The sequence below is a fragment of the Thermoactinomyces daqus genome (assembly GCF_000763315.1).
Classification (GTDB): Bacteria; Bacillota; Bacilli; order Thermoactinomycetales; family Thermoactinomycetaceae; genus Thermoactinomyces_A; species Thermoactinomyces_A daqus.
This window is the reverse complement of sequence record NZ_JPST01000021.1, coordinates 188073-208504: the sequence shown is the minus strand read 5'-3', so window position 1 is coordinate 208504 and position 20432 is coordinate 188073. Positions and strand designations below refer to the sequence as shown.

Here is a 20432-nt window from a genome sequence, read left to right as displayed (position 1 = left end):
CGTGATTTGCTCAGGGAGTATTCTTATTTTCTTTTTGCGCAGCGCTAAATTTTTCGTTCATTAAACGAAGCTTTGCCCGGATTTGTGCCTGCCTGTCCTCCGTTTCCCTCTGCTGCGCCGGTGATTCTGCGGAAACGGCCTCCGCTTCAAATTGCTTTTTCAGCATTTGCGGCAACTTCTCCTCCTGTTTGGCCTGTCCCTTCAGACGCGTCTTTTTCCGTTTTGGTTCCCATATTTCCTTCCGAGCCTGCTTCAGGGCATCCTGTATAGTTTCAATCCCCAGCCGTTTCCACTGGCCGGCAATTTTCTCGACGAGATTGCGCGGCAATTTATAATCATATTTCAGCAGCACATATTCCAGCAGGACGTTAATCACTGCCGGCGGCAAACCATATTGGCGAATAAGCCTTTCCACCAATTCCACATCGCTGTCGGGAATCCGCGTTCCCTTATGATAATAGGAAAGCAATTCCAATGGGGAAATTTGGGCCAGTTGCTTAAAATGCTTCTCCTCTTCCGACAGAGACGCTTCGTCATGGCTCTTCGGGGCCTCCGGAGTTTCGTCGGTGCTGGTTGACGGTTTCAGCGGCTTGCGGGTTACGACCGGATTGTCGCCAAACCGCAACCGGTATTCGCTTTTTATATAGGAGCGCAGCCGATCTGTGTCGATCTGCCCATTTCTCGTAACATAAGGATTTTGCAATGCCTTCAGGAGATCCCAGTCATCGAGCTGATACAAAAAGCAAATCTCTCTCAATTCCCTTTTTAATTCATCTGTCCAGGCATTTTCATCAACCAAGGATGAAAGTCTCATTTTTATCAGGGCAAAACCATCGTCCGGGCCATCCAATTGCGGCCACTTTCCTTCATGCAAGCTCTCATCGATCTTTGCAACCGGCCCGACCGCCTCTTTCCCCAACTCCGCGGCCCGCGCCAACTCAGCCGGAGAAAGGCTTTTAAATACTTCCTGAAATGAACGGGTGAGATTGACCGTCAACGTGTTTTGATTCTTCTCTTCCTTTTCCTGTCCGCCAGTCAGCCAATCTTTCATCGCCAAGAAACGCTCTTTGCCGATCTGGTTATATAACGCGAAGCTGAGAACATCGCTTTGGAAAAATTTAGCCGGAGTGAGAGGCGGGATCAGCTCATATTCATAAAAATGGCCGTGCTCCTGATCTTTGATTTCGAAGGTGGAAATCAAACCGACTCCTTCGAGCAAATAGCGTGATTCCAAAAGTTGGTCAAATGTAAGCCGACAGAGATTAAGCAAATAAGAATGGCTGTGAAAATCGGAAAAACCGGCACGATGAACCGGCACTTGATAATAAAGCGTCATGTATAGAGAGATCGCCGTCGTGCCCACAATCGGCTGGTACAGATGAAGCAGGCAAAGCGAATCGGCGGTGTGAAGCGGACGGTGCGTACGGCATCGCCAGCCGAGATCTTTCCAAAAAAATGACATCGTCAGTCCCCCTCTACTTACAAAAACCCCGAAACGCTGTACCATTTTATCAGGTGATCCGGCATCTGCCAAGGATGCTTTTCCGGTTCATACAGACGAGGGATCAAACGTTTTTTGCGAAAATGTGTTGCAGATCAGCCGGCAGGACACCGCCGCCCTCCCGGTTTTTCAGGTCAGGATTGACGCTTTTTTTCTTCCTGCAGGGCGCGGCGCGAACGGTTGAGCAAATCTTCCAGTTCATTGACAAAAACGTTGATATCCTTAAATTGGCGATAGACAGAGGCGAAGCGGACATAAGCCACTTCATCAATATCCACCAGGCGCTCCATCACCATTTCACCGATCTCCTTTGAAGGAACCTCCGCCGAACCGGCCTGGCGCAAGCGGCTTTCGATCTCGGCCACCAGCGACTCCAACTTGGCCAGCGGAACCGGCCTTTTTTCACACGCGCGAATCAGCCCCCGCAACAGCTTCTCACGGCTGAATTCCTCACGGCTGCCATCTTTTTTGATCACGATCAGAGGTTGCTCCTCCACCATTTCAAAGGTGGTAAACCGCTGTTCACACTTTTCGCATTCTCTCCGGCGCCGGATGGCCCGCCCATCGTGAACGGGACGTGAATCAAGAACCCGGCTGCCGTTATTGCCACAAATTGGACATTTCAAAGATACTCTCCCCTTCATTCCGATTTTGATCCCATAACACACCCGAAGTTTTATGACCGTTTATTCTATTCACATCCGTAATCTGCTCGCATCGGCCCGACTACTTCACACCACTGTTTTCTGATCCATCGGGACCACTTTTTCCTCTTTTTTGCGTGACAAAATCGCAACAGTGGAAATGATGCAAAGTCCTCCCGCCAACTCAAACGCTCCGGGAATATGATGAAAGCAAAAAACCGACATCACCGCCGCCGACAAAGGTTCGGCGCTGCCCAGAATTCCCACTTCATCCGGAGATAAATAACGAAGGCTGTCCAGATACAGATAAAAAGAGAGCAGCGTGCCAAATATGACCACAAAACCGACCAATGCCAGTACATGGGGCGTCATCATATCGGCTTTTATCCTCCCCGGGGCATTCAGATTGACCAGCCCCATGCCGATCCCCCCGACCAGCATCCCCCACCCGACGATGACAACCGAACCGAAGCGGCTAATCAATCGTCCGGGGTAAACGGTGTAAAAAGCGGCGGTCAGTGCGGACACAAGCCCCCATAAAACCGCGGGGAGCGGTACGGTCAGCCCTTTTAATGAACCATTGGTTACCAGCAAAAACGTGCCGAGCATAGCCAGCACAAGCGCAACTATATCGTTTTTCCCCGGGAGTTGCCTTATTTTCAGCGCCATATACACGGTGATGAAAACCGGGCCGAGATACTGCAAAAGCGTCGCAGTCGCAGCATTGCCCGATTGAATCGAGGCATAGTAACTGTATTGCACTCCGAGCATCCCGATCAAACCAAAAATAAGAATTTTCAACCCGGTCCGCGGATCTTTCCAAACAGCCCAAATTCCCTGTTTCTTCATCCCCGCCCAGAACAACAGGAGAATCCCGGCACACAGCAGACGGATCGTCACAAGCCCTCCCGCCTGGAAACCGTATCGTTGAAACAGAACTTGGGCCACGGTTCCGGAAATTCCCCACAGGGAACCGCCGACAATCACCATTGCAATTCCCTTCAGCCGCTTACGAAGCAAAGCGTTCACACGATCCCTCCAGCGTCCTTCTCTCTATTTCTCATCCTTTTACCAAATCCAATAACTTTATCATAGCGGATTAAGTTTATCGGGAAAAGAACCGCTTCTTACTTGTTACTTTTTGAATTTTCCTTTACAATATCAACAAGAACATAGATTCCTTTTCCTTCACCAAGGGGGGCCACATGCAAGGTCGAATTTTAACCAAAGACTCTTTCCAAGTGGTCGGGATCGGTTGGACAGGACCCTATACCTTGTCACGTGAGATTCCGAAACTGTGGGAACAGTTTGTAAAAAGGATACACGAAATTCCGCACCAAGTGAAACCGGGCTCTTTTGTCTGTCCTTGCCATGACCGTGTCACCGATTTCACCTGCTATATTGCCGTTGAAGTATCCGAAGCGGAAAATGTACCCGACGGAATGCTGGCGTTGACGGTTCCAACTCAGCGGTACGCTGTTTTTACCCATAGAGGATCGATTCGCAATGTTCCGGCAACCTATCAACGCGCATGGAAATGGATCGAAAAGATGGGTTATCGCAAGGATCACAGCACATTGGGGCTGGAGGTTTATGACCATCGCTATACGCCGGTCACCCACTCGCTCGATGCTCCGGACAATATGTTTGACATTTACATCCCAATTAAAAGATAAGAAATTCCCCTGAATTTTTCAGGGGAATTTCCGCTTGTTTACGCAATAAAAAGTTGAAATTTGTGAGACCTCGATATATTTTTCCAAGCTCCCTGGCCCATCGTCGCTGCCGAAAAAAACCCGTCCTCTTCCATCGAACACTTGGCGCTGATCCTGCCAACTTTCCAACACCGTTTTCTTCATTTTACCGACAGCCTCAAATTCTCCTGTTTTTTCAGGAGTTTGCTTATGCGGTCACCTTTTTCGCCGCCAGGAGCCGTTCACCGACATATTCGACCAAGTCCACAACCCTGCAGGAATATCCCCACTCGTTGTCATACCAGGCCAGCACTTTTACCTGCTTTTCTCCGATTACCATGGTGGAAAGGGCATCGATGACCGAGGAATGATCATTTCCGTTAAAATCCGACGAGACCAGCGGTTCCTCGGTGTAAGCCAGAATCCCTTTCATCGTCGTTTCCGCTGCTTGTTTCAGTACTGCGTTTACTTCATCTGCTGTTACTTTTTTCTGCAAATCGGCGACCAGGTCGACAACAGAAACGTTGGGAGTCGGCACCCGCAGCGCAAATCCGTTCAATCGTCCCTTCAATTCCGGAATTACCAGACCCAGCGCTTTGGCAGCACCCGTTTTCGTCGGGATGATCGATTGGGCACATGCCCGCGCCCGCCGCAGATCTTTGTGCGGATTATCCAGATTTTTTTGATCGTTGGTATAGGAATGAACAGTGGTCATCAGTCCGTATTCAATGCCAAACGCTTGGTGCAATACCTTGGCTACAGGCGCCAGACAGTTGGTCGTACAGGATGCGTTGGAGATAATATGATGCTCTCCGGGGTTGTAAACTCTTTCATTAACCCCCATCACAATGGTCACATCTTCATCCTTGCCCGGTGCCGTGATAATCACTTTTTTCGCTCCGGCCTTCAGATGCTTGGACGCCCCTTCCCGGTCGCGAAACTTCCCGGTCGCTTCCACCACGATATCGATATCCAGCTCAGACCAGGGAAGCTGTTCCGGGTCCCTGTTGTTTACCAGTTGAATGAATTGATGATCAACGATCAGTCCGTCTTCTTTGGGGGTCACTTCTTTATCAAACATCCCGTGGATGGTGTCGTACTTAATCAGATGGGCAATCGTTTCCGGCGGATAACTGGCATTGATTGCGACCACTTTCACCATTGAATTCTGAATCAACCGGCGAAAAACCATGCGCCCGATCCGACCGAAACCGTTTATCGCGATGCGAATTGCCATAAAGATAATCTCCTTCCACCATATGTTACATACCAATTCCCTCTTATTATTATAATCAGTATGTCACATTTTGCAACAGACAAACATAAAACCCATTCCACAGCGGAATGGGTTTTCTCAATTTTGCCTGTGATTTTTTTGTTTTTGCAGGTAATTTTCATAACGGTCATTATATAACTGCTTATATTTTTCATAGTAGAAGCTGACGCGCTGGACATAATTACGCGTTTCCCAGAAAGGGATTTGCGATGCGTGCTGGCTTGTTCCATCCCAAGTCCCATTTTTAAGCCAGCGGTCCACTTTCCCCGGACCGGCATTATAAGCGGCCATGACCGCCACTTTGTTTCCATGGTACCTTTCCGTCAGGGAAGCAATATACCAGCTGCCCAGCTGAATATTGATCGCCGGGTCTTTGATGTAGTTCACAATTCCCGGGGAAAAACCGCCCCGTTTCACAATATCATCCACCGTTCCCGGCATCAGTTGCATCAGCCCCTGAGCTCCGACACGCGATTCACCGTCCGGGTCAAACTGGGTTTCGGCCCGGATGATCGCCATGATCAAAAAGGGGTCGGCTCCCGTATTTTGAGCGCTATTAAAGATGTTTTCTTCATACCTCAGCGGATACATCAAACGATTAAAGAGTGGAGATGCCACAAGCAAAAAAATCAATAACAGCACAAAGGCGATCAAAAGGACTCGTTTGGAAGGCAAGGCATCTACGGCTGGTCTGATCCACTTTTTAATGTTAGATATCTCCATAACTGATCAACCTGTCTTTCTGTTTCTTCCAGAGATCCGCTGTTGTCAATTATATAATCGGCCACCTTTTTCTTTTCTTCGATACTGAGCTGGGATTGCATCCGTTTGATCGCTTCCGTTTTCGTCAAGTGATTCCGCTCCATCAGCCTTTTCAGTTGAATCGCTTGAGGTACATATACCACAATAACTTGTTCAACAAATTGTGTCAAATTTTCTTCTATTAAGAGCGGAACATCCCAAATAACAATGCTTTTCGGGTTTTTGTCCAGACTTTCCGCCGTCATCCGTTTCATCTCATCCATAATCAGCGGATGCAACAGAGCATTCAGACGCAATCTCGCTTCCTCATCAGCAAATACGAGTTCCCCCAGTTTCGCACGATCCAGCTGCCCGTCCGCTGTCAACATTTCGCTGCCGAAAGTCTCTTTGATCCGGTTCAGGCCAAGACTCCCCGGTTCCACCACTTTCCGGGCGACCTGGTCGGCATCAACCACGACGGCGCCACGCCTTTTCAACATTTCAGCCACGGTGCTTTTGCCGGTGGCAATACTCCCTGTAAGTCCAAGCAACATCTCATCATCGCCCCTCTAAAAAAAACGAAGCAATCCCAATACGATCAAAATCAATCCGGGCGCATAAGCCACGAATCGCTGGTTAAAGCGCCCGGCATAGGAAAAACCGAGCCAGATGCCCAGCCGCAAAAAAAATGCGCTCATCACCATGATCACCGCCGCTGTCGGCAAAGGTGAAAAGCCGGCCAACGCCACTCCCAATCCGGCGCCAAACGAGTCCAGTGACAGGGCGGCCCCCAGCAACAACGCTTCCGAACTGGAGATGGAGCCCGAATTATCCAGATCCGCGGCAAGGGGTGTCTTCAAGATTTGCACGACGAGCCCGAGCTGGCGGATTTTAATCGTCCATACTTTGGGTTCCATGATGGCGGGATTTTGCCTTGCACCCGTTCCATTTTTCATCTCAAGTTTATTTTTGTCTCCCTGGTACAGTGCATAACTTCCGAGCAAAATCAAAATAAAAGCACCGACAAAATGGGTGACTGCGGGCGCCAGCCAGACAGCGATCCATTTTCCCACGACCATCGACAAGTAAATAACAGCCCCGGAACATCCGGCAATAATCACGGTCGATAGCAACGGGATACGAATTTTTCGCATTCCATATGTCGTACCGGCTCCGAAGCTGTCCAAACTAAGTGCAAAGGCAATCCCGATGATCGAAAATATATGCCACATCACCGTCACCCCTCATCTCAGTAGGCTGTTGCGTATCCTATCTTATGATGAAGGGCTCAAGCATGTGTTATTTTTCGCATTCCGGACAGAAGTGAGTGCCCCGTCCCGCTACCACAATCCGCTCAATCGCGTTGCCGCAGCGCAGACAAGGCTCATTTTTCCGCCCGTACACTTGAATCTGGAGCTGAAACATCCCCATTTCGCCCTCGCCGTTGACATAAGAGCGAACCGAAGAACCTCCTGATTTTATCGCTTCGGACAATGTCTTTTTTATACTGTGGTACAAACGCTCCACCTCGGCCGCCGACAAGGAAGAGGCCGGCCTCTCCGGATGAATTCCGGCTGAGAACAGCGACTCGTCCACATAAATATTGCCGAGCCCGACCAGAAATTCTTGATTTAAAAGAACGGCTTTGATTTTGGTCATCCGCCTCGTCAACGCCGCTTGAAACCATTCAAGTGTAAACTGATCGGACAGCGGCTCGGGCCCCAGTTTTTTCAAAGGAAGATGCTGTTCTTCCTCTCCCGCGGGGAACAAATGCATCGTTCCAAACTGCCGCACATCACGATAGCGCAGTTCCGTTCCGTCCGTGAAGTGAAAAATCACGTGCGTGTGTTTCTCATACGGCTCATTTTGCCTGGCCAACCGGTATTTACCCTCCATGCGCAAATGAGAAACAAGAACCCATGGCGGGCAAACGATCTTCAAAAATTTGCCCCGGCGCCCGATTTCCGTGATCGTCGTTCCGACCAACTCTTTCCTGAACAGCTCGACATCTGCGGGCTCCCGGATCAGACGGGGCAAATGAACCGTCACATCGCAAATCGTTTTCCCCACAACAAGTTTGTTTAATGTTCTGCGTACAGTCTCTACCTCTGGTAACTCCGGCAACGCTGTTTCCTCCTGTCACTTCGCTTCATACCAGTTTTTCCCGCAATTGACATCAACCACAAGCGGAACCGACAGTTCAAGAGCGTGTTCCATCACATCCCGGACGAGTTCTTGCATCGCAGGCAGCTCGCTTTCCGGCACTTCCAAAATCAGTTCGTCATGAACCTGAAGCAGCATGCGTCCTTTCAACCCGCGCTCCCGGATCTGCCGGTCAAGGCGAACCATGGCGATCTTAATGATATCCGCTGCCGTCCCCTGAATCGGAGTATTCATCGCCGTCCGCTCGGCAAAACTTCTCTCCCCGAAATTGCGGGAATGGATTTTGGGCAAATAGCGGCGGCGTCCGGATAAAGTGGTCACATAGCCTTCCTGTTTCGCCTGGGCGATAATCGAATCCATATACTTTTTCACCCCAGGGTACGTTTCAAAATAACGCTCAATAAATTCCCGCGCTTCTTTTTGCGGGATATCGAGGCCCTGAGCAAGTCCGTACCCGCTGATCCCGTACAAAATCCCGAAGTTGACGGCTTTAGCCTGACGGCGCATCAGGCTGGTCACTTCATCTTCCGCCACGCCGAAAACATCCATCGCTGTCTGCGTATGAATGTCTTTGCCTTCCTTAAACGCTTTTTGCAAATTGGCATCGCCGGAAATATGGGCCAGCACCCTCAGTTCAATTTGCGAATAATCGGCGGAAAGCATGTACCAACCCGGCTCGGACGGGATAAAAATCTGTCGGATTCTCCTCCCTTCCTCCATCCGGATCGGGATGTTTTGCAAGTTGGGTTCCGTCGAGCTCAAGCGGCCGGTTGCGGTGACCGTTTGATTAAACTGGGTGTGGATCTTGCCATCAGATCCAATCTCTTTTTTCAATCCTTCTATATAAGTAGAATACAGTTTTCCTACCTGTCGGTAGTGTAAAATTTTCTCGACAATTTCATGTTGCGGGGCCAGTTTTTCCAGGACATCGGCACTGGTGGAATACCCCGTTTTCGTCTTCTTGATCACCGGCAGGCCCAATTTGTCAAACAGGATTTCTCCCAATTGCTTGGGGGAATTGATGTTGAAAGGCACCCCGGCCAGTTCGTAAATCTCCTCCTGAAGCAAATCCATGCTCCGTTTCAGCTCCACCCCGAGCTCGTCCAAGCGTTCCCGATTAACCAAAACCCCGTGCCTCTCCATGTTGGCCAGCACGGCAGCCAGGGGCATCTCCAAATCAAACATCAGCGCATCCAATCCGGCCTCTTGCAATTGCCGGTCAAGCACTGGATACACTTGATAAATCGCTCTGGCTTTGCGAGCCAGATGTTTTTCCAATTCCTCCCCCTGCAACTGGCGACGTTTGGCCCCTTTTCCGTAGACTTCCTCATCAGAAGGCAGGTAACCCGCTTCAGCCCGTTTCACGATTTCATTCAGTTCCATCTGCGACTCCGACGGATCCAGCAAATAGGCGGCCAACAGCACATCAAAGGAAAGGCCGGCCACATCAAGTTCCTTTCGCTTCAGCGCGAGACTCGTCTTTTTGACGTCGTAAACCACCTTGTGTCGTTCGCCGTCCGCCAGATATTCGCGAAACGCCTGCCAGTCCATAGCCTCTTCAATCGGAATGTAGAGCTGTTTTTCCCCGTCTGACAGTGCCAGGCCGATCACATCAGAATGGTGCGGATTTTCCCCGGTCATCTCCACAAACAGCGCCAATCCGCTTTGTTTTAAAAACGGTTCCCACTCGTCCCGCGCTTCCTCGCCAAATACTGTCACTGATTCGATCGCGTCCTGTTCTTCACAGACGGTCTTCGTCTCCTCTTCATCGGCGCCGCTGAACTTCTTCAAGCGATCCAGGAGCGTTTTAAATTCCACTTTCCGGAAGAAGTCGGCAATCCGGTTCACATCCAATTCCGCCAGCAACAGATCTTCCAATTGCAGATCAAGGGGAACTTCCGTGTAAATCGTCGCCAGCTTTTTGCTCAACAAGGCTTGATCACGGTATGTTTCCACTTTTTCCCGCAATTTTTTCCCGGGCAACTCGCTCACATGGTCAACGATCTCTTCCACGGTCGGAAATTGTTTAAGCAGTTTCAGCGCTGTTTTTTCTCCCACTCCGGGGATGCCGGGAATATTGTCGGAAGCGTCTCCCATCAATCCCTTCAGATCAATAATCTGTTGCGGGGTCAATCCATACCGGTCCGCCACGGCCTTCCGGTCGTACCGTTCCGTCTCGGTGACGCCTTTTCGGGTGAGCAATACGTTCACTTGCTCATTCACCAATTGCAGCAAGTCTTTATCCCCGCTGACGATCAGGACTTCCAAATCCTTGCCGGACCCTGCGCGGGCAAGTGTCCCGATAATATCATCGGCTTCATAATTCTCAATCGCATAATGCCGAATGCCAAACGCGTCAAGCATTTCCCGGACAAGCGGTATTTGCTCGGCCAGCTCTCCCGGCGTTTTTTGCCGTGTTCCCTTGTATTCCTGGTAATCTTGATGCCGAAACGTCGTTTTTCCGGCGTCAAAGGCAACCAGCATATGCGTCGGTTTTTCTTCTTCCAACACCTTCAGCAACATCATGGTGAATCCATAAACGGCATTGGTGTAGATTCCGCTCGAGTTGGTCAGGAGCGGCAATGCAAAAAACGCCCGGTAAGCAATACTATTGCCATCGATCAACACCAGTTTACCCACTTTTTTCACACCTTTATCCTTAATTCGCCTTTTCCGGTCCGTTTGTACAGGTTCAGGTCAACATTCTCATTCTATCATGCCCGTTTCCCTTCCTTCCAGCAAATTGGTAACAAGTTCCGAACAAATGATCCTACTTCAAAAAACAGAAAAAAAACCGCCTCCGCCGAAGCGGAAACAGTTTGCCCGCGATTCCCCCAATCAGCAGTTCAGATCAGCCTGTTTTCCTGTTTCGATATAGATGATGTTTTCCGCAATATTGGTGGCGTGATCAGCGATCCGCTTCAGATAACGTGCGACAAAGCAGCATTTTAACGCAACCTCGGCATAACGGTTACCGGTCGGAAAGTACACTTTCATCTCCTTAACAATGGAATCATATAGCCGGTCCACCTCATCATCGTCTTCGGCCAATCGTTGGGCCAACATCGTATTTCCGTCTATATAGCTGTTAATCCCGTCATTCACCATTTTCTGAACCCGTTTGGACATGGTTACGATTTCTTGCAAAGGATTAAACTCCGGAAAATTCATTTTCGCCAAGGAAATCGTCTCGATGGCGATATCTTTCGCCAGGTCTCCCATTCTTTCCATGTCGGCCGCTATTTTCAGCGCAGAGATCAGTTTTCGCAAGTCACCGGCAACCGGCTGTTGTGTTGCAATCAGTTTTGCCACCAGTTCATCGATCTGAACCTCGATTTCATCGATCTGACTGTCTTGCCTGACAATCTCTTCCGCCAACAGCTCATCGCGGCCGACAAGTGCTCTCATTGCTTTATCTATCGCAATTTCAATATGGGCTCCCATTTTCAGGAGCATCGCCTGCACATCGTTTAACGACTGGTCAAATTGGCGCGTAATCATGTCCGTCCTCCCATCCCCGTGCGAGCCTATCCAAATCGTCCGCTGATATAATCTTCCGTGCGCGGATCACTTGGATTGGTAAAGATCTGATCCGTAGGACCGCTTTCGACAATTTCTCCGTTCAAAAAGAAAACGGCAGTATCGGATACGCGTGCTGCTTGTTGCATATTGTGTGTCACGATAATAATGGTGTACTGGTCTTTCAGCCTCATGATCAATTCTTCCAACCGTTCAGTGGAAATGGGGTCCAATGCGGATGCAGGCTCATCCATCAGAATCACTTCCGGCTGCACCGCCAATACCCTGGCCAGTACCAGGCGCTGTTGCTGTCCTCCGGACATTCCTAAGGCGGAGCGGTGCAAACGATCTTTCACTTCGTCCCATAAATTGGCCTCCGTCAGTGTCCGTTCCACGATCTCATCCAATCTCTTTTTATCCCTGATTCCGTGTAGTCTCGGCCCATAGGCGACGTTGTCATAGATGGAAAGCGGAAACGGATGGGGCTGTTGAAACACCATCCCCACCTTCTTCCGCAATTCCACCAGATACACTTTTTCACCATAAATATTTTGACCGTCGATATGGATCGTTCCGGTCGTTCGCACACCCTTGATCATATCGTTCATGCGATTGATACTGCGCAAAAATGTGGACTTGCCGCAGCCCGATGGACCGATCAGTGCGGTAACCTGATTTTCTGCGAGATCAAGATCAATATTTTTCAATGCATGATTGGTTCCATAGTAAAGCTGAAAACAGCGAACACGAACTTTTTGCGACATCCTTCCCCCTCCTTTCCCCCGCTTAACCAAACCGCCCTGTCAAATAATCTTCCGTCTCTTTTTTCCTGGGATTAACAAACAATACATCCGTCCGGTCATGTTCAATCAATTCTCCCATGTAAAAATAGGCGGTGTAATCGGAGATGCGGGCAGCCTGCTGCATATTGTGCGTCACGATGGCGATGGTAAACTCGTTCTTCAACTCTTGGACCAACTCTTCGATTTTTCCTGTTGAAACCGGGTCAAGGGCGGAAGCAGGCTCATCAAGCAGGATAATCTTGGGCTTCATGGCAATGGCCCGGGCAATGCACAAGCGCTGTTGTTGCCCGCCGGACAACGCCAGGGCGGAAGTATGCAAACGATCTTTCACTTCATCCCACAATCCCGTTTTTCTCAAGCTTTCCTCGACCAACTTCTCTTGTTCCTTCTTGGAAATGCCGTAAAGGCGGGGAGCAAACACGATATTTTCATAAATGGATTTGGCAAATGGATTGGGCCGTTGGAAAACCATGCCGATCTGGCGGCGAAGCTGAGTCACATTAATTCTGGAATCGTTGATATTCACACCTTCGACCAAAATCTTGCCCATTACTCTTGTCCCGGGAATCATATCATTCATCCGGTTAAGGCAGCGCAAAAAAGTGGACTTTCCACAACCGGATGGGCCGATTAATGCTGTCACCGTGTTTTGATATAGCGGAAGATTGACTTGTTTAATCGCATGCTTTTCACCATAATAGACATCCAAATCCAGTGTTTCCAGCTGGATCGGCCGCGTTTCATCCGTCAACAACGATCTTCCATCGGTTTTCGGCTGGAACCGGAAAGGGGTGATTAATTTTTCCATCCGCCATCCTCCTCACCTTGTCGAAGTCAAACGGGCATGGATCAGGCGCCCAAACCACCGTGCAAACAAATTAAAAATCAATACGGCGATGACCAGCAGTGCAGAGGCCCCGCTGGCAATCTCTTTCGCATCCGGAACAATTCCCTCGGAATTGATTTTCCAGATGTGAACTGCCAGCGTCGATGCCGGCCGGAAAGGATTGAGGGGTGAAACAGGCGAGGTAATATCCCAATTGCTGAAATCGAGATCAGGCGAAGACATCCCCGCCGTGAACATCAGTGCCGCCGCTTCCCCAAACACCCGTCCGGCCGCCAGGATCGTTCCTGTCAAAATGCCGGGAAGCGCCGCCGGCAAAAGAACTTTGACAATGGTGTGCCAATGGGTGACTCCCAAAGCAAAACTCGCTTCTTTTTGTTCCCGGGGCACGGTTCCGAGCGCCTGCTCCACAATCCTTACCATCAACGGCAGATTAAACACTGTCAGCGTCAACGCGCCGGCAGCCAAAGAGAACCCCCAACCGGTGTATTGGACAAATACCATCAATCCAAACAATCCGACAACAATGGAAGGAAGGGATGATAATACCTCAATGCTTAACCGCAGGACATTCGTAAGTTGACCCGGTTTGGCATACTCCGCCAGATAAATTCCGCCGCCGAGACCGAGGGGAACGGTGATGATCATGGTTAAAACAAGCAGATAAAAGGAGTTAAACAGCTGGGGGCCGACTCCTCCGCCGCCGGTTAAAACCGAACCCGGCGCTTCGGTAACAAAATCCCAATTGATCACATGCAAACCTTTAAACAAAATAAAACCGATCATCCCGGCCAAAATGCCAATTATCAGGATGGCGATCAAATAAAAACAGAGAGTCGCGATCCGGTCTGTCACCTTCGCCCTCATATCAAACCTCTCTCCTTCGCGCAATAAAACGGATTGCCAGGATCAAGATGAGAGTCATCAGCAGCAAAATAAGCGCCATCGACCATAAGACGTTGTTATAAGTGGATCCTTGCACCGTATTTCCCATATTGAGTGTAATCACGCTCGTCAATGTGCTCATCGGTTTCAGCAGGTGAAAAGGGAGATCCGCCGTATTTCCGATCACCATTTGCACGGCGAGCGCTTCGCCGAATGCGCGGGCAATTCCCAAAACGACAGCGGTCAGCAATCCCGGCTGTGCCACGCGGATTACCAGCCCGGAAATCGTTTGCCATCTCGTCGCTCCCAATGCATAGGAACCTTCACGGATCCCCTGCGGAACCGAATGGATGGCATCGGCACTGATACTGATGATCGTCGGCAAAATCATGACCGACAAGACGATGATCCCGGCCAACAAGCCAAATCCCACCTCGCCGAAAATCGAACGAAGAGCCGGGACGATGAGGGTAAGCCCGATAAAACCATACACAACCGACGGAATGCCCACCAGGATTTCCACCGCAGGCTGCAAGATTTTCCGGCCTGCCTTCGGAGCGATCTCCGTCATGAAAAGAGCGGCCCCAATTCCAAGCGGCCCGCTGATCACGGCCGAACCCAGGGCCACCATCAGCGATCCCAGGATAAAATCGAGGGCGCCGTATTGCGGTCCGCCCTGCTCAGCAGATAAAGAAGGCCCCCAATTGCCGGAAAAGAAGTCGGCGAGGGTAACCTCTCCGTGAAGAAAAGGGGCGATCCCTTTGGAAGCGATAAAGTAAAGCAACGAAAACAGGGTGATGATCAATACCCATGCACTGACCAGCGTCATCACTTTTCCTCTGTATTCAATGCGAGTCCATTTCTAATTCGGTTTGGTCAGCTCTTTTTCCATCGATGAAACGCGAACGGCTGCTTGTTCCATCTTCCCACACCCTTTCCGAATAAACAGCACAAGGGATAGAGAGAATTCTATCCCGCGCTTGAATCATCAATCTTTACTCCGGTTTGACACTCCCGTCGGCATCACGCTCCACCTTCATTTGGCTGACGGGAATATACTCCATTTTTTTGACCAGCGCTTGTCCTTCCCCGGAGAGGATATATTGAATAAAAGCATTTTCCGTTTTGCTGTTTTTGCCGTTTTTATTGGTGTACATATGCTCATAGGACCAAACTTTCCATTTGTTCGTACAGACATTTTGGTTGGTCGGTTCGACACCGTCCAGCTTCAAAGCTTTCACCGAGGAGTCGATATAGGAGAAAGCGAGATATCCAATCGCACCCGGCGTTTCGGAGACGATCTTGCGCACCGTGCCGGAAGAATCTTCTTCAATGCCTCCCTTCGCGCGGAACTCCGTATTTCCTTTCAAAGCATATTTGGCAAATGTCGCCCGGGTTCCGGAACTTTCCGGACGGTTGACCAACACGACAGGCAGGTCTTTTCCCCCGATCTCTTTCCAATTTTTGATTTTGCCCGTGAAAATGTCGATCAGCTGCTGCTGGGTTAGGTTATCCACACCCACATCGGGGTTGACAACCGGTGCGAAACCGACGACAAACACTTTATGATCAACCAATTGGGATGGGTCGATATTCTCATTCGATTTTTCTTCCGCAAACAAATCGGAATTGCCGATGTCGGCCGTATCATTCATCACCGAACTGAGTCCCTGTCCGCTTCCCCCGCCTTGAACATTGATTTGGACGTTTGGATTTTTGGCGGAATATGCTTTGCCCGCTTCCTCAACCAAGGGTTGCATGGCCGTAGAGCCAACGATGGTTAAAGAACCGCCTGCCTGCTGTTGTCCGGACGTACCCTCGCTGCAACCTGTCAGCGCTCCGAATGCCAAGGCAAATACGCCTCCAAGTAAGAGACTTTTTTTCAACATGATGAAAAGTTCCCCCTAATCAACGTCATGATCATCGCAAAAACAATGATTTCAATTTGAACTATAATCTACTTCTTTTATATAAAAATGAATGCAATGTAAATGTTTGATAAACAAAAAAAGGGCATCTGCCCCTTCTACAGCGATCAGGTGGTTCAGACGCCTTGAATCTAGAAATTTTTAACAATAACATGCACAATTGGGTTTCGCACTTCTAAAAGCGAAACGCAGCGGCCGATCAAACCATCAGCCTGATCCGCCGCTGCATTCTCTGTAAAAGAATTATTTCGCCGTACAGCTCAATCAGACGGGGATAACGGAAAAGTGAGGATAAACGACGTCCCTTCCCCCACCTTGCTCTCGACCTGAATTTTCCCATGGTGCACTTCGACCAGGTGCTTGACGATCGCCAGACCGAGGCCGGTACCACCCGAATTTCGCGCCCGTGCTTTGTCGACGCGGTAAAACCGTTCAAAAATGCGAGGAAGATCACTCTCCGGAATACCGATCCCTGAATCGCCGATGATCAATTGCCAATCTGATTTTCTCCGCCGCGCTACCACGGTGATATGCCCTCCCGCAGGGGTATAGTGAATGGCATTGGTCAGCAAGTTTAAGATAATCTGCCGGAAACGGTCAGGATCCACCTCAACCTCAAACAGCTCGTCGATCTCAATCGTCAGATTTTGGTCTTTGGCCTTCAACTGATCCCGCACCATTTTTTGGGCAGAGTAAATCAGCGTATCAACCGGGACTATTTCGGTCTTCAAATGAAATTGTTTGGATTCGATCCGGGACAAATCGAGCAAGTCGCCGATTAATCGCTGCAACCGCAAACTCTCCTCATGGATGATTTGCAAAAATTCCTGACATGTCTCCCGGTCGTGCATCGCCCCGTCCAGCAGCGTTTCGGCAAATCCGCGAATGGAAGTGATCGGGGTTTTCAATTCATGTGAAACATTGGCCACAAAATCCCTGCGCAGTTGCTCCAAGCGGCGGATGGCCGTCAAATCATGGAAAACCACAACCACACCGACACCGTTTTTCTCCACCCACATCGGAGTGAGATGCGCGAGCAACATCCGTTCTTCAGGGTAATAGAGATGAATCTCTTTCCGCAGGCGAATGCCCGATTCGGCACACTCGGTGATCAATTCGCTCAGATCATAGGGATAACTCAGCTTCTTGTAAGAATGGCCGATCAAATCAGACGCCGGCATGGAGAACATGCGTTCAAAGGCGCGGTTGGCCAGGCTGACATTTCCCGTCGGGTCCACTATGATCAGGCCGCTTTCCATCGATTCAATCACACTGTTCAATCTTCGTTCAGACTTGCGAATCGTTTCCATCTGCTTTTGCAAACTGCGGGCCATCCGGTTGATCGCCTGCCCCAGATGGGCGACCTCATCCCGTCCCTCCTGCTGAACCCGGCGATAAAAACGTTTCTCCGCGATATCCCTGGCGACTTGCGTGATTTCTTCAAGCGGGCGGGTCACTCCGCTGGCGATGCGCGAACTGAAAAAAGCGGCCAATGCATAGGCGAACAAGAGTCCAAGAGCCAGTGAGAACCAAACTTGATGCAAAGAACGATTGACTTCCCGGATGTCCAATGATAAGCGAACAGCCCCCACGATATGACCATTCCGTTCGACAGGTAATGCCGCATGTAAAAAGTCATTGCGGATGGTCGGATCGGGAATGTGGTTTTTCAGGGCTTCTGCCACTTCCGTAAACTCTTTGCCGTCGAACGATTTCCCTTCAGAGTCGCCAAGCACCCGTCCGTTCCGGTCAAAAAAGGTAACCCTCACGTCAAGCGTCTGTGCATAGACCTGCGCCTGATGCTGTAACGATCTGTCTGAATCCCACCGGGTTGTTTCCGCCAGCATTTTCCCTTCTTTTTGCAAACGGCCGGACAGGGAATCCAGATAGGATGTTTGTAACAGAAGCGCGACAAAAATCCCTGTCCCGAGAACGGAACAGCCGATTAAAAGCAGAAATGACCAGGTAATTTTCGCTTTTAACGTTTTCATGCTCGTTTCGGGCCTTCAAATTTGTAACCGATTCCCCGAACGGTTTTAATGAAGAAAGGATTTTTAGAATCGGTTTCAATCTTATCCCTGAGGTGGCTGACATGGACATCCACGATCCGTGAATCGCCGACATAATCATAATTCCATACCGCATTGAGCAATTGGTCGCGCGATAGAACTTTTCCCCGATGATTGGCCATATACAACAGAAGTTCAAATTCCTTCGGCGTCAGTTCGATTTCTTCCCCGCTTCTGCTCACAACATATCCTTCCGGGTCGATCTCCAGGTCACCGATCTTGATCAGCTCTTGATGCTCCCCGCTTCCGAGATTCTTTTTCAGCTGATCCACCCGTCGGAAAATCGCTTTCACCCTCGCTGTCAGCTCACGGGGACTGAACGGCTTGGTCATGTAATCATCGGCGCCCAATTCAAGCCCCAGCACTTTGTCGAATTCATCTGTTTTCGCAGTCAGCATCAGGATGGGGATATGGGTTTTTTCCTGCCGCATCCGGCGACACACTTCCAAACCGTCAACTTTGGGCAACATCAGATCCAAAACAACCAGATCCGGTTGGCTTTTTTCGAGCATCGCCAGTGCCATCTGGCCATCATAAGCGACTTCCACTTCATATCCTTCTTTTTCCAAATTAAACTGCACCAGTTTGACAATCGATGCTTCATCATCAACGACCAGGATCTTCTTACCCAAGGTGATCCCTCACTCTCCGAAATCATGTTTGAACAAAATAAATCATACCATAACAAAGTTAAGATTCCGTTAAAAATGGCACCCAATACATCGGGTACCAAATAAATGCATTCTTTTCTGTCATCCCTGTTGAATCGCTGACACCGGCAACAGCCACTCGTTTGCATGTCAGTTTTTTCACTTTTGGAAGCGCTGTCAAAAAAGAGCCTGCTTTGTTTCTCTTTTCAGAAATTATCTAGCAAACCTTGGAGCGGTTTGAGCGGTTCGGGCGGCACAACGGAGAATTCGCAATTCAAAATCACCTTCTCTCCTCTTCGAGCGCTTGCCTCTATGATAATCCGCTTCTCAGTCTCGATTTTGCCGGCAACTTGCAAATACAGTTCCATTTCTTCGTCGAGATGGGCCACTCCCGGCATGTTCACCTTCATTTCCCGAACGACGCTCCCCGGGCCAGGCAATCGCGTGGAAACGAGCGCGGTCAACCAGCCGACAAGCAACCCCGGCGGTACGATCACCCGTTCAAATGGCGTTTGTCCGGCATAATTTTCCGTCAAATACAGCGGGTTAAAATCACCGGCGATCCCAAGATAGCCGAGCACATCACGAAGCTCGACAATTCGTTTTTGCACGACGCTCTCTCCGATTTGCACCTGATCAAAGCATTGGCCATCTGTCAAAATTCTCCCAAAATCCAATCGAATCCCCTCCTTATGTATATTTTTATTTTACTTAAAAAAGAAGCCCGGAGGAAGGCACCCCGGGCAATTCGTTTCTCCGATTATTTCAATTTAAAACTTTCATCACTTTGCGCACGGACTCAGCAGATTTATCGAGTGCTTTTTTCTCTTCGTCTGTCAATTCAAGCACGATCACTTTCTCCAAACCGTTGCCGCCCAAAATGGTCGGTACACCGAGATAGAGGTCATTGTAACCGTACTCCCCTTCAAGGTAGGCAACAGCCGGCAGAATGCGCTTTTTATCTTTCAGGATCGCTTCCGCCATTTGCACGAGAGAGGCCGCCGGTGCGTAATACGCGCTTCCGTTGCCCAGCAGGCCGACGATTTCACCGCCGCCTTTCCGCGTGCGCTCGACAATCGCTTCCAAACGCTCTGCCGGAATCAGTTTTTCCAGCGGAATGCCGCCTGCATAAGAGTAACGCACGAGCGGAACCATATCATCCCCGTGTCCGCCGAGCACAAATCCGGTCACATCTTCAACCGACACATTCAGCTCCTGCGCCACAAAAGTGCGGAAACGTGCAGTATCCAGGACACCGGATTGACCGATTACGCGGTTTTTCGGAAAGCCGGAGGTGCGGTAGACTTCATAAGTCATGGCGTCAACCGGGTTTGTCAGGACGATGATGATACAATTCGGCGAATACTTCACAACATTCTCTGTTACCGAACGGACGATCCCCGCGTTGATGTTGACCAGATCATCCCGGCTCATTCCCGGTTTGCGGGCCATTCCTGCAGTGATGATCACCACGTCGGAATCTTTGGTATCTTCATAGTTGCTCGTACCGATGATGTTGGCATCGAATCCTTGCACCGGGCTTGCCTCAAGCATGTCTAACGCTTTTCCCTTGGTTGGGCCTTCCGCTTGGGGAATATCAACCAATACGACATCGCCCAGTTCTTTTTGAGCCAGCATGAGCGCTGTGGTACTTCCGGTAAATCCTGCACCGATGACGGAAATTTTTCTGCGACGAATGGCCATCTTCGTTTCCT

Annotated in this window: 20 protein-coding genes; 1 reads left to right on the top strand and 19 read right to left on the bottom strand. The window is 49.8% G+C overall.

Translation table 11 applies throughout. From position 1 onward, the window contains the following. Nucleotides 1-10: 10 nt before the first annotated feature. The 3 genes from JG50_RS0110985 to JG50_RS0110975 form a co-directional block, all read right to left on the bottom strand. A complete protein-coding gene (locus tag JG50_RS0110985) occupies nucleotides 11-1462 on the bottom strand; it encodes a replication initiation and membrane attachment family protein (protein ID WP_033101130.1) in 1452 nt (483 codons plus the stop codon). A gap of 173 nt (nucleotides 1463-1635) precedes the next feature. Next, complete coding sequence (nrdR, locus tag JG50_RS0110980; RefSeq protein WP_033101129.1) at nucleotides 1636-2127, bottom strand: transcriptional regulator NrdR; 492 nt, start codon at nucleotides 2125-2127, stop codon at nucleotides 1636-1638. Nucleotides 2128-2232: 105 nt separating this feature from the next. Further along, nucleotides 2233-3174, bottom strand: coding sequence for an EamA family transporter (locus JG50_RS0110975; RefSeq protein ID WP_033101128.1), 942 nt, complete (start codon nucleotides 3172-3174; stop codon nucleotides 2233-2235). Nucleotides 3175-3350: 176 nt separating this feature from the next. Between JG50_RS0110975 and JG50_RS18865 the strand changes: the two genes are divergently transcribed. Continuing rightward, nucleotides 3351-3821 (top strand): GyrI-like domain-containing protein, encoded by a 471-nt coding sequence (locus JG50_RS18865; RefSeq protein ID WP_052154219.1) that lies wholly within the window; start codon nucleotides 3351-3353, stop codon nucleotides 3819-3821. A gap of 226 nt (nucleotides 3822-4047) precedes the next feature. On the opposite strand, the gene JG50_RS0110965 is transcribed toward JG50_RS18865, so the two are convergent. The 16 genes from JG50_RS0110965 to mdh all read right to left on the bottom strand — a co-directional run bounded on the left by JG50_RS0110965 (nucleotide 4048) and on the right by mdh (nucleotide 20421). Then, nucleotides 4048-5076: a glyceraldehyde-3-phosphate dehydrogenase gene (locus tag JG50_RS0110965; RefSeq protein ID WP_033101127.1), complete on the bottom strand. Its 1029-nt coding sequence runs from the start codon at nucleotides 5074-5076 to the stop codon at nucleotides 4048-4050. A 117-nt stretch (nucleotides 5077-5193) separates the two neighbouring features. Next, complete coding sequence (locus tag JG50_RS0110960; RefSeq protein ID WP_052154218.1) at nucleotides 5194-5838, bottom strand: lytic transglycosylase domain-containing protein; 645 nt, start codon at nucleotides 5836-5838, stop codon at nucleotides 5194-5196. After that, nucleotides 5796-6410: a dephospho-CoA kinase gene (gene coaE, locus JG50_RS0110955; protein WP_033101126.1), complete on the bottom strand. Its 615-nt coding sequence runs from the start codon at nucleotides 6408-6410 to the stop codon at nucleotides 5796-5798. The genes JG50_RS0110960 and coaE overlap by 43 nt, the downstream gene beginning before the upstream one ends. A gap of 15 nt (nucleotides 6411-6425) precedes the next feature. After that, nucleotides 6426-7088 (bottom strand): sporulation membrane protein YtaF, encoded by a 663-nt coding sequence (gene ytaF / locus JG50_RS0110950; protein ID WP_052154217.1) that lies wholly within the window; start codon nucleotides 7086-7088, stop codon nucleotides 6426-6428. A gap of 67 nt (nucleotides 7089-7155) precedes the next feature. Beyond that, nucleotides 7156-7980: a DNA-formamidopyrimidine glycosylase gene (gene mutM, locus JG50_RS0110945; protein WP_033101124.1), complete on the bottom strand. Its 825-nt coding sequence runs from the start codon at nucleotides 7978-7980 to the stop codon at nucleotides 7156-7158. A gap of 15 nt (nucleotides 7981-7995) precedes the next feature. Further along, the gene (polA, locus tag JG50_RS0110940; protein WP_052154232.1) at nucleotides 7996-10659 is read right to left on the bottom strand and encodes a DNA polymerase I; all 2664 of its coding nucleotides are present in this window, start codon (nucleotides 10657-10659) and stop codon (nucleotides 7996-7998) included. A 198-nt stretch (nucleotides 10660-10857) separates the two neighbouring features. Continuing rightward, nucleotides 10858-11520 (bottom strand): phosphate signaling complex protein PhoU, encoded by a 663-nt coding sequence (gene phoU, locus JG50_RS0110935; protein WP_033101122.1) that lies wholly within the window; start codon nucleotides 11518-11520, stop codon nucleotides 10858-10860. 26 nt (nucleotides 11521-11546) lie between these two features. Then, the gene (gene pstB, locus JG50_RS0110930) at nucleotides 11547-12302 is read right to left on the bottom strand and encodes a phosphate ABC transporter ATP-binding protein PstB (RefSeq protein ID WP_033101121.1); all 756 of its coding nucleotides are present in this window, start codon (nucleotides 12300-12302) and stop codon (nucleotides 11547-11549) included. A 22-nt stretch (nucleotides 12303-12324) separates the two neighbouring features. Next, the gene (pstB, locus tag JG50_RS0110925; protein WP_370589205.1) at nucleotides 12325-13095 is read right to left on the bottom strand and encodes a phosphate ABC transporter ATP-binding protein PstB; all 771 of its coding nucleotides are present in this window, start codon (nucleotides 13093-13095) and stop codon (nucleotides 12325-12327) included. 66 nt (nucleotides 13096-13161) lie between these two features. Beyond that, a complete protein-coding gene (pstA, locus tag JG50_RS0110920; RefSeq protein ID WP_033101120.1) occupies nucleotides 13162-14052 on the bottom strand; it encodes a phosphate ABC transporter permease PstA in 891 nt (296 codons plus the stop codon). 1 nt (nucleotide 14053) lies between these two features. Continuing rightward, nucleotides 14054-14920 carry a phosphate ABC transporter permease subunit PstC gene (pstC, locus tag JG50_RS0110915; RefSeq protein WP_033101119.1) on the bottom strand — a complete coding sequence of 289 codons (867 nt, stop codon included), beginning with the start codon at nucleotides 14918-14920 and terminating at the stop codon, nucleotides 14054-14056. Between the two features lie 145 nt (nucleotides 14921-15065). Beyond that, complete coding sequence (locus JG50_RS0110910) at nucleotides 15066-15959, bottom strand: phosphate ABC transporter substrate-binding protein (protein ID WP_081943863.1); 894 nt, start codon at nucleotides 15957-15959, stop codon at nucleotides 15066-15068. A gap of 299 nt (nucleotides 15960-16258) precedes the next feature. Next, nucleotides 16259-17989: a two-component system histidine kinase PnpS gene (gene pnpS, locus JG50_RS0110905; protein ID WP_033101118.1), complete on the bottom strand. Its 1731-nt coding sequence runs from the start codon at nucleotides 17987-17989 to the stop codon at nucleotides 16259-16261. Beyond that, nucleotides 17986-18699: a response regulator transcription factor gene (locus JG50_RS0110900; RefSeq protein ID WP_033101117.1), complete on the bottom strand. Its 714-nt coding sequence runs from the start codon at nucleotides 18697-18699 to the stop codon at nucleotides 17986-17988. Before JG50_RS0110900 ends, pnpS begins: the two co-directional genes overlap by 4 nt. 224 nt (nucleotides 18700-18923) lie before the next feature. After that, nucleotides 18924-19394, bottom strand: coding sequence for a hotdog family protein (locus JG50_RS18860; RefSeq protein WP_052154216.1), 471 nt, complete (start codon nucleotides 19392-19394; stop codon nucleotides 18924-18926). Between the two features lie 88 nt (nucleotides 19395-19482). Next, complete coding sequence (mdh, locus tag JG50_RS0110890; protein WP_033101116.1) at nucleotides 19483-20421, bottom strand: malate dehydrogenase; 939 nt, start codon at nucleotides 20419-20421, stop codon at nucleotides 19483-19485. Between the last annotated feature and the right edge of the window lie 11 nt (nucleotides 20422-20432).

What these genes read in the sequence shown, in the direction of transcription:
- ytaF (WP_052154217.1), bottom strand. Translation starts at nt 7,088, where the DNA reads ATGTGGCATATATTTTCGATCATCGGGATTGCCTTTGCACTTAGTTTG.
- JG50_RS0110985 (WP_033101130.1), bottom strand. Translation starts at nt 1,462, where the DNA reads ATGTCATTTTTTTGGAAAGATCTCGGCTGGCGATGCCGTACGCACCGT.
- JG50_RS0110965 (WP_033101127.1), bottom strand. Translation starts at nt 5,076, where the DNA reads ATGGCAATTCGCATCGCGATAAACGGTTTCGGTCGGATCGGGCGCATG.
- JG50_RS0110910 (WP_081943863.1), bottom strand. Translation starts at nt 15,959, where the DNA reads ATGTTGAAAAAAAGTCTCTTACTTGGAGGCGTATTTGCCTTGGCATTC.
- JG50_RS0110960 (WP_052154218.1), bottom strand. Translation starts at nt 5,838, where the DNA reads ATGGAGATATCTAACATTAAAAAGTGGATCAGACCAGCCGTAGATGCC.
- JG50_RS18865 (WP_052154219.1), top strand. Translation starts at nt 3,351, where the DNA reads ATGCAAGGTCGAATTTTAACCAAAGACTCTTTCCAAGTGGTCGGGATC.
- coaE (WP_033101126.1), bottom strand. Translation starts at nt 6,410, where the DNA reads ATGTTGCTTGGACTTACAGGGAGTATTGCCACCGGCAAAAGCACCGTG.
- phoU (WP_033101122.1), bottom strand. Translation starts at nt 11,520, where the DNA reads ATGATTACGCGCCAATTTGACCAGTCGTTAAACGATGTGCAGGCGATG.
- mdh (WP_033101116.1), bottom strand. Translation starts at nt 20,421, where the DNA reads ATGGCCATTCGTCGCAGAAAAATTTCCGTCATCGGTGCAGGATTTACC.
- pstB (WP_033101121.1), bottom strand. Translation starts at nt 12,302, where the DNA reads ATGTCGCAAAAAGTTCGTGTTCGCTGTTTTCAGCTTTACTATGGAACC.
- pstA (WP_033101120.1), bottom strand. Translation starts at nt 14,052, where the DNA reads ATGAGGGCGAAGGTGACAGACCGGATCGCGACTCTCTGTTTTTATTTG.
- pnpS (WP_033101118.1), bottom strand. Translation starts at nt 17,989, where the DNA reads ATGAAAACGTTAAAAGCGAAAATTACCTGGTCATTTCTGCTTTTAATC.